Origin of the sequence: Cognatishimia sp. WU-CL00825 (assembly GCF_040364665.1) — a bacterium.
Taxonomy (GTDB): Bacteria; Pseudomonadota; Alphaproteobacteria; order Rhodobacterales; family Rhodobacteraceae; genus Cognatishimia.
In genome coordinates this window covers 154,390-166,914 of sequence record NZ_BAABWX010000001.1, presented here as the reverse complement: position 1 = coordinate 166,914, position 12,525 = coordinate 154,390, and the positions used below count along the sequence as shown (strand labels likewise).

Annotated in this window: 10 protein-coding genes; 3 read left to right on the top strand and 7 right to left on the bottom strand. The window is 52.6% G+C overall.

Annotation, left to right across the window (positions count from 1 at the left end; all coding sequences use genetic code 11):
- Positions 1-75 precede the first annotated feature (75 nt).
- Together clpA and ABXG94_RS00775 are read left to right on the top strand one after the other, a co-directional pair.
- Entirely contained in the window at positions 76-2,400 is a 2,325-nt protein-coding gene (gene clpA, locus ABXG94_RS00780; RefSeq protein WP_353531744.1) for an ATP-dependent Clp protease ATP-binding subunit ClpA, read from the top strand.
- 3 nt (positions 2,401-2,403) lie between these two features.
- On the top strand, positions 2,404-3,363 hold the full coding sequence (locus ABXG94_RS00775) for a M23 family metallopeptidase (protein ID WP_353531743.1): 960 nt from the start codon (positions 2,404-2,406) through the stop codon (positions 3,361-3,363).
- On the opposite strand, the gene ABXG94_RS00770 is transcribed toward ABXG94_RS00775, so the two are convergent.
- The 3 genes from ABXG94_RS00770 to ABXG94_RS00760 form a co-directional block, all read right to left on the bottom strand.
- Positions 3,364-5,862: a peptidoglycan -binding protein gene (locus ABXG94_RS00770; RefSeq protein ID WP_353531742.1), complete on the bottom strand. Its 2,499-nt coding sequence runs from the start codon at positions 5,860-5,862 to the stop codon at positions 3,364-3,366.
- 2 nt (positions 5,863-5,864) lie between these two features.
- A complete protein-coding gene (locus ABXG94_RS00765) occupies positions 5,865-7,076 on the bottom strand; it encodes a biopolymer transporter ExbB (protein WP_353531741.1) in 1,212 nt (403 codons plus the stop codon).
- Between the two features lie 87 nt (positions 7,077-7,163).
- Positions 7,164-7,691, bottom strand: coding sequence for a gamma-glutamylcyclotransferase (locus ABXG94_RS00760; RefSeq protein WP_353531740.1), 528 nt, complete (start codon positions 7,689-7,691; stop codon positions 7,164-7,166).
- 10 nt (positions 7,692-7,701) lie between these two features.
- On the opposite strand from ABXG94_RS00760, the gene ABXG94_RS00755 reads away from it, so the two are divergent.
- Positions 7,702-8,754 carry a DUF2125 domain-containing protein gene (locus tag ABXG94_RS00755; RefSeq protein WP_353531739.1) on the top strand — a complete coding sequence of 351 codons (1,053 nt, stop codon included), beginning with the start codon at positions 7,702-7,704 and terminating at the stop codon, positions 8,752-8,754.
- A gap of 2 nt (positions 8,755-8,756) precedes the next feature.
- Here the strand turns inward: ABXG94_RS00755 and ABXG94_RS00750 are convergent, their stop codons facing one another.
- The 4 genes from ABXG94_RS00750 to rpsD form a co-directional block, all read right to left on the bottom strand.
- Positions 8,757-9,515 carry an extensin-like domain-containing protein gene (locus tag ABXG94_RS00750; protein ID WP_353531738.1) on the bottom strand — a complete coding sequence of 253 codons (759 nt, stop codon included), beginning with the start codon at positions 9,513-9,515 and terminating at the stop codon, positions 8,757-8,759.
- On the bottom strand, positions 9,515-10,429 hold the full coding sequence (locus ABXG94_RS00745; protein WP_353531737.1) for a prephenate/arogenate dehydrogenase family protein: 915 nt from the start codon (positions 10,427-10,429) through the stop codon (positions 9,515-9,517). Before ABXG94_RS00745 ends, ABXG94_RS00750 begins: the two co-directional genes overlap by 1 nt.
- On the bottom strand, positions 10,426-11,511 hold the full coding sequence (hisC, locus tag ABXG94_RS00740) for a histidinol-phosphate transaminase (RefSeq protein ID WP_353531736.1): 1,086 nt from the start codon (positions 11,509-11,511) through the stop codon (positions 10,426-10,428). The genes ABXG94_RS00745 and hisC overlap by 4 nt, the downstream gene beginning before the upstream one ends.
- Positions 11,512-11,753: 242 nt before the next feature.
- Positions 11,754-12,374, bottom strand: coding sequence for a 30S ribosomal protein S4 (gene rpsD, locus ABXG94_RS00735; protein WP_353531735.1), 621 nt, complete (start codon positions 12,372-12,374; stop codon positions 11,754-11,756).
- Positions 12,375-12,525: the final 151 nt, after the last annotated feature.

The window sequence follows — 12,525 nt, the reverse complement described above, 5'->3', positions numbered from 1 at the left end:
CAAACTTTAATACTATCAGGCCAAGGTGAGTGCGGGACGTTCCCAAAGTTACCGCAGACGGAAGGAGTTTGAGCAGTGCCTTCATTCTCGACAACACTAGAACAAGCCATCCACGCGGCGTTGGCGCAGGCGAATGCGCGGCGTCATGAATTTGCAACCCTAGAGCATCTTCTTCTGTCACTTCTGGAAGAGCCAGACGCATTGCGCGTTCTGCAAGCCTGCAGCGTGGACACCGAAGAGCTGCGCCAGACACTAAATGAATTTATCGAAGAAGATCTAGCCAACCTCGTCACAGACATCGAGGGCAGCGAAGCCGTGCCCACTGCTGCGTTTCAACGGGTCATCCAGCGCGCCGCTATTCACGTGCAATCCTCTGGCCGCTCTGAAGTAACTGGGGCCAATGTCTTGGTGGCGATATTTGCGGAACGCGAAAGCAATGCCGCCTATTTCCTTCAAGAACAAGATATGACCCGGTATGACGCGGTGAACTATATTGCCCATGGCGTTGCTAAAGACGAAGCCTTTGGGGAAAGCCGACCGGTTTCTGGCAGCGATGATGAAGAAGAAGCCGCAGCGACTAGCGGCCCTCAGGACGAAAAAAAGGAAAGCGCGCTTTCAAAGTATTGCGTTGATCTGAACACCAAGGCCCGCGCCGGGGACGTTGATCCGCTGATTGGCCGAGATCATGAGGTGGAACGCTGTATTCAAGTGCTTTGCCGTCGTCGCAAAAACAACCCGCTTTTGGTTGGGGATCCTGGGGTTGGCAAAACCGCTATTGCCGAGGGCCTTGCCCACCGCATCGTGAACGGCGAAACCCCAGAGGTCTTATCTGAAACAACCATTTTCTCCCTCGACATGGGCGCGCTTTTGGCCGGCACGCGCTATCGCGGCGATTTTGAAGAGCGGCTGAAAGCCGTGGTGAAAGAGCTTGAAGACCACCCGGATGGAGTGTTGTTCATCGACGAAATTCACACCGTGATTGGCGCTGGGGCCACCTCTGGCGGCGCAATGGATGCGTCTAACCTGCTGAAACCTGCCCTTCAAGGCGGCAAATTGCGGACCATGGGATCAACAACTTATAAAGAGTTCCGTCAGCATTTTGAAAAAGACCGCGCGCTTTCAAGACGCTTTCAAAAAATCGATGTGAACGAGCCATCAGTGCCAGATACCATCAAGATCCTGAAAGGTTTGAAGGAATATTTTGAAGAGCACCACAGCGTTAAATACACAGCTGATGCTATCAAAACAGCCGTCGAACTTTCGGCGCGCTATATCAATGACCGAAAATTGCCCGACAAGGCGATTGATGTGATCGACGAAGCCGGTGCCGCCCAGCATTTGGTGGCGGCATCCAAGCGCCGTAAAACGATTGGCACAAAAGAAATCGAAGCGGTTGTGGCCAAGATTGCCCGCATTCCCCCAAAGAATGTTTCTAAGAACGATGCCGAAGTTCTCAAAGACTTGGAAAAAACACTCAAGCGCGTGGTATTTGGGCAAGACAAGGCCATCGAAGCGTTATCAAGCGCCATCAAACTGGCGCGCGCAGGCCTGCGCGAACCCGAAAAACCCATTGGGAACTATTTGTTCGCTGGACCAACCGGTGTCGGAAAAACCGAAGTTGCCAAGCAACTCGCAAGCACTTTGGGTGTCGAATTGCTGCGGTTTGATATGTCTGAATACATGGAGAAACATGCGGTCTCTCGCCTGATCGGTGCGCCTCCGGGCTATGTTGGCTTTGATCAGGGTGGCCAATTGACGGACGGTGTGGATCAGCACCCACATTGCGTCTTGCTCTTGGACGAAATGGAAAAAGCCCACCCAGACGTCTACAATATCCTGCTGCAGGTCATGGATCACGGTTCGTTGACAGATCACAACGGGCGCACCGTCGATTTCCGCAATGTGATATTGATCATGACCAGCAATGCGGGTGCCATGGAACAGGCCAAATCAGCCATCGGCTTTGGCCGAGATCGTCGCGAGGGCGAAGACACCGCCGCCATCGAACGGACATTTACGCCCGAATTCCGTAACCGTTTGGATGCGGTCATTTCGTTTGCTCCGCTTGGCAAAGAAGTCATCCTGCAAGTGGTTGAAAAATTTGTGCTGCAACTTGAAGCGCAGCTTTTGGATCGCAATGTGCATATCGAATTGTCACGCCCTGCTGCGGCATGGCTTGCAGACAAAGGATATGATGATCGTATGGGCGCGCGACCATTGGGCCGTGTCATTCAAGAGTACATCAAAAAGCCGCTGGCCGAGGAACTGCTTTTTGGCAAACTCGCCAAGGGCGGACTTGTTATCGTTTCCATGAAAGATGGGTCGCTTAAACTCCAATTTAATGGCCCAGATAATCCCCGTATAACCGGCGACAAGCCACCACTGTTGACCGCGGACTGATAAATGCGCGCCTCTTTCGTTAGCGTATTTGCGCTCGCAGCCTCTCCGGCTGCGAGCGACGTTTCACTCGGCTTTCCGGTCGATTGCACTCTTGGTTCTGATTGCTACATCCAGAACTATGTAGATATCGACCCGACCCAAGGCATTTCGGATTTTGCGTGCAAAAACCTCAGCTATGATGGGCATAAGGGCACCGATTTTGCCCTGTTTAGCCACAAGGACCTCGATCGCGCTGTCAATGTTTTGGCGGCTTTGCCTGGCGTCGTTGTTGGGCTGCGTAATGATATGCCTGACCACAATTTTTTTGACATTGACCAAAGCGGTATTGCCGGGCGGGAATGCGGCAACGGCGTTGTGTTGGACCATGGCGACGGTTGGGAAACGCAATATTGCCACCTTAAGCAAAACAGCGTTTCCGTCTCTCTTGGCGCTCTAGTTGACGCCGGGCAAAAGCTTGGTGAAATCGGGGCCAGTGGCAATACTGTCTTTCCACATCTTCATTTGTCACTTCGAAAAGATGGGAATGTAGTTGACCCATTTGATCCCACTGAAAGCCAAAGTTGCGGTGCGCAATCCCAAGACCTGTGGACCGATCCGATTGCATATGTCGGTGGCGGCTTGATTGCGACCGCGATCGACGACAAGGTGCCTGCATATGCCGATCTTAAAGCGGATCAGAACAGGTCGACGGAATGGCCGACCAACAGTCCCGCGCTTGTTGTTTGGTCTTTTGGCTTTGGGTTGAACCCCAACGATCAAATTCGGTTTTCGCTGCAATATCCCGACGGAGAAACATTTACAGATATTGTGACCGCTGATCGCAATCGCGCGCAGTTCTTTTATGCCTGGGGCAAACGGCGCCCAGCGGGGGGATGGTCCGCAGGGCCCTATATTGCGACCTCAACCATGCAGCGCGGTTCAGAGATATTGGGCTATCAGGTGTTTGAGTTTCAGGTAAACTGACTATTTTTCTGTAAACTTCAGCTCGATCCTGCGGTTCTTTGCCCGCGCTTCACGGGTATCGGCCGGATCAATGGGTTGGTATTCACCAAAGCCGTTTGCAGACAGGCGGCGCGGCGGCAAACCAAGTTCATTTGCCATGAACCGGACGACCGACAGAGCACGAGCCTGGCTGAGTTCCCAGTTGTCGGAAAAAAGCGCCCCATTGATGATCGGAATGTTATCTGTGTGCCCGTCCACCTGCAGCACCCAGTTGATTTCAGGTGGAATATCCTGCGCGACGTCTAACAATAGATCTGCGATCCCCGCAATTTGTTCCCGGCCCGCTTCGCTTAGTGTGGCCGTTCCTGACGGAAACAAAACCTCTGAGGAAAACACAAAGCGGTCCCCGACCACGCGCACACCTTCGCGCGTGCCTAGCAGTTCGCGCATGCGGCCAAAGAACTCTGACCGATACCGCTCTAAATCCTTCGCTTCGCTCGCCAGAGCAGCTGCTTCCAATGCAAGTCTTTCTGTTTCTGCCTGCAAGCGCTTGCGTTCGACTTCTTCAAGTTGACGCCGCTTTCGCTCTTCTGCCGCTGCTCTGGCGAGGGCAGCATTTAGATCGGACCCCAAAGACTGCAATTGCACCTGCGCTGCGGCGTCACGCGCCTTGCTGTCATCTAGCAAGCTTTGCAATTCGCCCAACTGCTGGCGCAAAGCTGCGACTTGTTGATTGAGCAACGCAGTTTGTTTTTCGCCTTGAGAGGCTTCAGATCGGGCGTCCTGCAAAGCCTGGTTCGCGACTGCCAACAACTGAGCACGCTCTTCGGCCTCGCTAAGGCGGTTGGCAGCATCCAGTTCGGCCTTGGCTTTAGCTGCCAGTGCCGCTGCAAGTTGGCGCTGGACGGCTTCTGTGTCGTCAATATTATTTTCAGCCGCAACGCGCGAGGCCAAAGCTATGGCCAATTCAGTTTGCAAATCTTCAAGTTCGGCTGTGACCTCAGCGTTTTGTTGCTGTGCAGCAAGCCTTTCGGCCAATGCAGCGGTAAGTTGGGCCTCGAGTTGCGCAATGTTGTCTGAGGCCAGTTTTTGATCCGACTCAGCCGCGAATTTTGCCGCCAGCGCAGCTTCTAGATTGGCGTTTAACGTTTCGGTGTCTATCGCATTCAGGGCGTCCTCTGCGGACTGTTTGGCCAATAGTGCCGCTGCAAGTTGGTCTTCAAGCGTGGACAGCTGTGCTTGCAACCCGATGTTCTTCTCTTCGGACGACGAGAGCTGTGTTTGCGCCAAAAGTTGAGACTGCAGTGAGGCTTGCAGTTTCTCTTCCAGTGTAGCAAGTCCGGTTTGCAAGTCCGACTTGGTCACTTCTGCAGTTGTTTGAATTGTCTCAAGACGCGCTTGCGAGTCTGCCAATTTCACTTCCAAATCTGCGATTGTCACATTTGATTGATCCGCTTGCAGCAGCGCGGCCGTCAATTGGGAACGCAGACTTGCAAGTTCCCCTTCTCTTTGAATGCGATCAGATTGTGCGGTACCCAATGCCGCAAGAACCGTGGCAAGTTCGGCAACAGTGCGTTCGGTATTTTGATCTGACAATTGCAAATCCAACAGCGCGGCAGTTAACTTTCCTTGCAAATCGCCGGTTTCAGCCAGGGCAGCTGCCAGTTTAATATCTAGATTATCCCGTGCGCCCTCAGCGGCGGCCAACAACGTCAGGGTATCTTCCGCGCGTTTTCTTTGCTCTTCCAAAGCAAGGGTCATCGCCGTCAATTCTGCATCGGAATTCTCGAGGCGCTGGCGCAAAGCATCCGCTGCTGCAGCCTCTGCCAGGCGGTTGATTTCTTCATTTGAAAGCTCAGATTCTAATTCAGCGACCTTTGCAGCCAGTGCCGTATTGCTCTGGCTGTCAAGCTGTGCCTGTTGACGTAGTTCTTCAACCAAAACATCAAGCGCGTCTCGCTGGGCTGCTGCCAATCTGGCAGCTTCGGTGTTTAGATCTATTTCGTCACGTGCCTGTGCGAGCGCTAAGTTTAATGCCTCTTGCGCCGTCACCAAGGTATTACGCTCTGCCTCTAAATCAGAAATCGAGCCAAGCGCCTCCGCGCGTTGCGCCAAAAGCCCTGCAACTTGCTCTTCGAAACTGACTATTCTTGATTGGGCTGCGGTCAATGCGCTGGCCGTGGAATCCCGCTCTGTGGTCAAAGCTGAGATAAGCGCCGCTTGCGCATTTGCCTCATCCCGCGCAGAAGTCAATGTTGCGCGCAACCCGCCAACCTGTGTTTCCAGATCTGACGTTTTTTGACGTTCTAATCCCAGCGCTTGGGCAAGCGCGGCGACTTCTGACGACAAAGCGTCTAATTTGCTTTCCTGGCCCGTAATTGTCTCGCGAAGCACAAATTGCACAACCATAAAAATGGTTAGCACAAACATAAGAACCAGCAACAAACCGGTCATGGCGTCAACAAAGCCCGGCCAAATCGATGCTTGGAATCTTTGACCTGTGCGCCGAGACAAAGCCATGCTTAGTTCTCCGAAGAGTTAAATGCGCTTTGGTCTCGTCGTCGCAGGGTGGTTTGAGAGTCACCAAGACGCGAAATCGCGTTGGTCAGAGCCGCGAGATCAGATCGCAATTCAACCACAGTGTCTTGACGACCCGCCGAAATCTCTTCGAGGATACGCAACATTTGAACATCAATAGATCGCAAACGCATGCGGCTTTCTGCGTCGACACCATCGCTATGATGTTGCGAACGCAACGTGTCAACCAGCCGCTCTTGCCCATCTGCTATGCGCGACAAGGATGCGCTTGACCCGCTTTCTGCGCCAAGCTGCAAGGTTAAATCGCGCACCGAAGCCACCATATCACCGATCTGGGTTTGCACTTGTGCACGGCCCGCTTCCGATTGGGTGAACATGGTTTGCAACTGGTCCATCTGTTCTGCCATATGCTCCAGGACTTCGCCCAGAACATTTTGCTCAACACTGCCGTCGCCCTCGCCGGCGCTAAAGCCAACACGGGTGATGGAACTCAGCCATTCTTCTAGCTCACGGTAAAATCGGTTTTGCCCATGGCTGGCAAACAACTCTAAAAGTCCAACAATCAAGGATCCCGCAAGGCCCAATAAGGACGATGCAAAGGCAACGCCCATACCGCCAAGCTGGGCCTCTAGCCCGGTCATCAACCGATTGAAAACCTCTACGCCACCTTCGCCTTCGGACGGGGCCAGACTGCGAATTGTGTCGACAACCGCGGGCACTGTTGTTGCCAAGCCATAGAATGTTCCCAACAACCCCAAGAAGATAAGCATGTTCACCAGATATCTGGTGATTTCACGCCCTTCATCAATACGTGTCGCGACTGAATCAAGAATTGAGCGCGAAGAGGAACCACTGATTTGACCGCGCGCACCGCGCGCGCGCAGCAGCGATGCCAAAGGCACAAGCAACTGTGGAGGGCTGACCATCTCGTGGCCTGGCGCATGGGTTGCAAACCCCTTGATCCAATTTGTACATCTAATCAGCGAAATAACTTGCCCAAAACAGGCAAGAACACCAACCAAAAAGACAAACGCAATGAACCCATTCAAATAGGGGTTCGCCTGAAACACAGGCATCACGGCTGGCGCTGCGACATAGGTCAAAGCACCGGTTAAACCCAGCACCACCAACATAAACAAGATTTGGCGTACGGGGTGCGAGAAATGTGGCTCGGCCTCGCGGTCTAGCTGGTCCATGTGGACAGCTCCTGACACTGTTATTTTCTGGGCTCACACTACTTCCATGGCACTCAGGTGCCAAGGTTTTAATGCACTTGCGGAACGTTAAACCATCAATTCGCGCACGCGCGCTGACAGCCAATCCAATTCAGGATCCTCAATGCCCAATTCAGTCAGATGAGAGGCGGTATTATAGAGGTATTCTGTATTCGGCCCTCGCCCTCCGACAGCACGAGAAATGATCGTCGCTTGTTTTTCCAAAGGATGATTACAGTATTGGTTATGGTCGCGATCAATCACATAGGTCACGGCTGTCACCTGTCGGCCGTCCGCCAACATCACTTGCAGTTCTCTTTCCAAATACGCAGAGGACACCAATTCGCGGGCGCGAAGTTCAACCATCGCAGATTGTTCAGTGCCCTCTTTAACTCGCAGCGCCAAGCCATGGCACGCGGCGTTTTCAGCGGCGTCCAATGCCAAGACCAATCCCGGGTCTTGTTCCGTACCCCGATGATGTATCGACGACATACAGAAACTGCGATGCCAACCATGCAATGTGGCGACAGCCTGTTCTTCTATTTCAAAACCAGGGTTCCAAAGCAAAGAACCGTATCCAAATACCCAAAGTGCCATTGTTTAAACCATGTCTGGAGAAATCTGTTTCGCGCGGTTAAACACCAAAAACAAGGCAGCTGCAAAGGGCTCTATCGTGAAACGGCTTTTGATTGTCATTCTACTTGGTGCAGGTGCATGGTTCTCTTACTGGGGCATAGGGCACTTCAACACAAATGCGGCCTATGAAACGTGGTTCGAGGATCGCCGTAACTCTGGTTGGCTTGCCGAATATGGCAGCCTAAAAACTCGAGGATTTCCAAATCGGCTGGATACCACATTCGAAGGCATTTCGCTGGCCGATCAGAATTCGGGGCTCTTTTGGTCAACGGATAAGTTCAAGTTATTTACGCTCGTATATCAACCAAACCACGTCATTGCTCTTTGGCCAAACCAGCAGATTGTTGAAACACCACATCAAAAATCCCTGATCTCAGCCGAGGATCTGCGCGCTTCCATCGTGCTTGATAAAACGCAGCAACGCGCAATCAAACGCGCGAATTTGGTGGGTAAAGGCCTTACAATTGCATCTGAAAGCACAACGGATCTTTTGCTATCAGATTTGCGCGTTGCCGTGCGCCAAGTTGACGACGTGCCAGACACGCTTGTTGTGGCGGTTCAGGCAGATGGCGTTACGCGCCGGTATTCTGACAATCCTCAGCGAGTTGCACCCACCATTGATACGCTTCTGCTAGAGCTATCAATAAAATTCGACCAAACATGGGACAGACGCGCGCTTGAACAACAACGTCCGCAACCCGTCAAAATATCGATCCGAAATGCCATGGCAAATTGGGGAAAATTCGAAATAAAACTGGCGGGCGAGCTAGAGATCGATGCACAAGGATATCCAACAGGAAACCTGACGGTCCGCGCGCAAAACTGGATGGAAATGCTTGCGATTGCACGCAAGAACAACCGCCATGACCAGCTGACGCTTGATCTGCTGGAGCAAGGTCTAAATCTTGTGTCTCATCTTTCAGACAATACGCAGGCTTTCGACATCCCCCTTAGATTGGCTGATAAAAAGATGTTTTTGGGGCCAGTGCCAATTGGAACTGCGCCAAAACTAAGACTCCGCTGAACCTAACGACAATAGGGGCCGCTTCTGTGCCGCGCGACGTCGAAATGAAAATGATCTTTGTGATGACGATCACTTTCAGGGCCCAAAACTGTTCCAAATGGGCCACAGGCGGATTGGTGCATTTTCTTAAGCATACGACCGTTTTTGCCCCGCCCCCAATCGTTTAGAACAGAAATACGGTCACCGTTTTCAAGATAAATTGCCGAAATGTCGATCGCCCGGCCTTTGCCGTGTTCCGAAATTTTGGCCCCCGGCCTGCTGTTGCGTGTCCTGCAGGCATAACCAGCCGCAACTTGCAATTTTGACACGCCACCACCTGTTCCGCCCACCGCTTTGGCAAGACCACCCTCGACCCATGTTTTCAATGATTTTGCGGTACCACACTCCATAACAACAGGCATACTAAGACGCACGCCTGAAACCGAGAAGAGTTTGACGGCGTTATCAATGCCACATCCGCGCAATTTAGCGGGGACCCGTCCAACGACAACGCCTTGCAAATCGCGGTCGCGGCAAATGCGTCCAATATTGTTGGCCGATTGTGCCTTTGATTTAAAAACCCGATCTATTCTGGGCTGTTTTGCCCGGTGAACAGAACGCGGCCTAATCACCGGGCGCAGCGACACCGCAGGGGCAAATGTTGGCAAAGCGACCGGATAGATGTCGATGCGGGCCACAGGTCGCAAGGAAATCGCAGGGGCGTTTGCATGCACAACGCTTCCGATCAAAGCAAACACAATGACACCTGCGCGCAACCACATTAAGACGCGCCTCGACCAAAATCAGGCGCATCCGTGTCTTGCCCTGCTTCGATAATGCCGCGACGTATCGCGCGTGTGCGCGTAAAATAGTCGTGCAGATGTGCCCCGTCGCCCTGGCGAATAGCCCGCTGCAAAGCGAACAATTCTTCGGTAAAGCGGCCCAAAATTTCAAGCGTTGCGTCCTTGTTTGACAGAAATACATCGCGCCACATCGTCGGATCGCTTGCAGCAATACGGGTGAAGTCCCTAAAGCCTGACGCAGAATATTTAATAACTTCGCTTTCGGATACCCGACGCAAATCGTCTGCGACGCCAACCATGGTATAGGCAATCAAATGCGGTGTGTGGGAGGTGACGGACAAAACAAGATCGTGGTGGTCCGCATCCATTTCTTCAACGTTGGACCCCATTGCGATCCAAAATGACTTCAACGTGTCGGCTGCGGTCCGATCTGTTTGATCGTCAGTGACCAGCAAACACCAACGATTGTCAAAAAGTTCTGCAAAACCAGATTCCGGCCCAGAGTGTTCCGTACCAGCCAATGGATGCGCAGGTACAAAATGAACCTCGGCCGGCAATTGGGGCGTCACAACATCAATTACAAAGCGCTTCACAGAGCCAACATCGGAAACGGTTGCACCGGCTTTCAAATGCGGCGCAATTTGCGCCGCAACATCCCCCATAACGCCAACAGGCACACAAAGGACAACCAGATCGGCATCTTTCACGGCCTCTTCAATGGTGTCACAAACTCGATCACAAAGCCCGATGCGGCGCGCCGTATCACGCGTCTCTGTGCTTTTGGCATAGCCCGTAACTTCACCCACCAAGCCATCTCGCTTGCATGCCCAATACATCGACGAAGCAATAAGACCCAAACCAATCAAAGCAACACGATCGTAGATTTGGCTCATTCGGCGGCTTCCTTGAAACTCTTCACTGCGTGGGCAACCCGGCGACACCCAGCTTCGTCACCCACTGTAATTCGCAAGCAATTTGGAAGTCCATATCCAGCGACCTTGCGCACGATAACACCCTGGCTTTTAAGATAAGCATCGCAAGCTGTCGCTTCCTCTTCCGAAGCAAATCGTGCCAAGATGAAATTTGTGCAAGACGTGTCAGACGGCACGCCGATTTCGGCCAGAGCCTTTGCAAGCCACGCCCGCATACGCGTATTGTCCACAAGACATTTCTTAACAAATTCTGTGTCTCGCATGGCGGCTTCTGCCACCCCAAGCTGCACCTCGGAAAGATTGAAAGGCTGTCGAATTCGGTTCAAGATTTCGATGATCGGCTTGGGCGCATAGCCCCACCCAATGCGCAAACCACCTAGGCCGTGAATCTTTGAGAAAGTACGCGTCATAATCACATTGTCGCGGGCTTGCACCATGGCTGCTCCGCCGTCAAAACCTTCGACGTACTCTGCATAAGCACCGTCAAGCACAAGCAGTGCGCCTTCGGGGAGGCCATCTGCCAATCGCGTCACTTCGTTTGAGCCAATCATGGTGCTGGTCGGGTTGGCTGGGTTGGCAATAAACACGATGCGCGTGCGTTCAGTGCAGGCATTCAACACTGCATCAACATCAACAACCCGCTCCCGCTCTGGCACTTTGACGGGCGTGGCGCCGCAGGCGTGTGCAAGGATCGGGTACATGGAAAACCCGTGCTCGGTATAGATTACTTCATCACCAGGACCCGCAAAGGCCTGAGAGATGAATTGCAGCACTTCGTCAGACCCGACACCACAGATAATTTGCTCGGCATTCAACCCGTGAATATCCGCGATTGCGCCACGCAACTGGGCGTGATCAGTCCCAGGATAGCGATGCAAATTCATGCCAAGTTTGCGAAACGCTTCTTTTGCAGCGTCACTTGGCCCATATGGGTTTTCATTTGACGACAGCTTAACAAAGTCCGAAACCCCCTCGATCGTGGATTGACCGCCTTCGTATAAAGCGATCTCCATAATACCAGGTTGCGGTGAAATGCGGCTCATTGGTGCTCTCCTTTTCGCCACGCCGTTCTATCGGCACCCTGTTCACAAAACCAGCACCATTCGCCAACACAACTTTTTCTGAACGACGCAATTCCCTCTCCGATGCGCGCAAGGCACACCTTTGGCCGGATTGCAGCGGCAATTGGCTGTTAAAGTAGAGTTTAAGCGCCACACAAGCGGCAAAACAAAAAGGGCCGCGTCAGTTCCCTGACACGGCCCATATTTAACAATGTCGGCGAAGATTAGTTCTTCGCGTAGAATTCAACAACCAAGTTTGGTTCCATGATGACCGGGTAAGGCACATCGGTCAGACCAGGCGTACGAACGAAAGTCGCTGTCATCTTAGAGTGATCTACGTCCATGTAGTCGGGAACGTCACGCTCTGGCAAAGCAACGGCTTCGAGCAGAACAGCCAATTGCTTGGACTTGTCACGCACTTCGATAACGTCGCCTTCTTTAACACGGTAAGAAGGGATGTTTACCTTTTTGCCGTTCACTTTGACGTGGCCGTGGTTCACGAACTGGCGCGCTGCAAAAACAGTAGCTACAAATTTTGCGCGATAAACAACAGCGTCCAAGCGGCGTTCCAGCAGGCCGATCAGGTTTTCACCTGTATCGCCTTTAACACGCTCAGCTTCGCCATAGATGCGGCGGAATTGCTTCTCGGTCAGATCACCGTAGTAACCTTTCAGCTTTTGCTTGGCGCGCAACTGAATACCGAAATCGGAAAGTTTGCCCTTACGGCGCTGACCGTGCTGGCCGGGGCCATATTCGCGACGGTTAACTGGGGATTTAGGACGGCCCCAGATATTTTCGCCCATGCGGCGATCAATTTTATACTTGGCAGACGTACGTTTAGTCACGACTGTTCTCCTTCGTTTAGGTTTCGAAGGGCGTTGTCCTCTATTCGGATTGTGCCGAATTGACAGGAATCCCCTTGCGGGGGCCACCAACACCAATGAATGCGCGCTTATACGCCGAGTCTGTCGGGTGTCAACAGAACATCACGTCGTC

What these genes read in the sequence shown, in the direction of transcription:
- ABXG94_RS00765 (WP_353531741.1), bottom strand. Translation starts at nt 7,076, where the DNA reads ATGGACCAGCTAGACCGCGAGGCCGAGCCACATTTCTCGCACCCCGTA.
- ABXG94_RS00750 (WP_353531738.1), bottom strand. Translation starts at nt 9,515, where the DNA reads ATGTGGTTGCGCGCAGGTGTCATTGTGTTTGCTTTGATCGGAAGCGTT.
- ABXG94_RS00770 (WP_353531742.1), bottom strand. Translation starts at nt 5,862, where the DNA reads ATGGCTTTGTCTCGGCGCACAGGTCAAAGATTCCAAGCATCGATTTGG.
- ABXG94_RS00755 (WP_353531739.1), top strand. Translation starts at nt 7,702, where the DNA reads ATGTCTGGAGAAATCTGTTTCGCGCGGTTAAACACCAAAAACAAGGCA.
- ABXG94_RS00775 (WP_353531743.1), top strand. Translation starts at nt 2,404, where the DNA reads ATGCGCGCCTCTTTCGTTAGCGTATTTGCGCTCGCAGCCTCTCCGGCT.
- ABXG94_RS00760 (WP_353531740.1), bottom strand. Translation starts at nt 7,691, where the DNA reads ATGGCACTTTGGGTATTTGGATACGGTTCTTTGCTTTGGAACCCTGGT.
- ABXG94_RS00745 (WP_353531737.1), bottom strand. Translation starts at nt 10,429, where the DNA reads ATGAGCCAAATCTACGATCGTGTTGCTTTGATTGGTTTGGGTCTTATT.
- hisC (WP_353531736.1), bottom strand. Translation starts at nt 11,511, where the DNA reads ATGAGCCGCATTTCACCGCAACCTGGTATTATGGAGATCGCTTTATAC.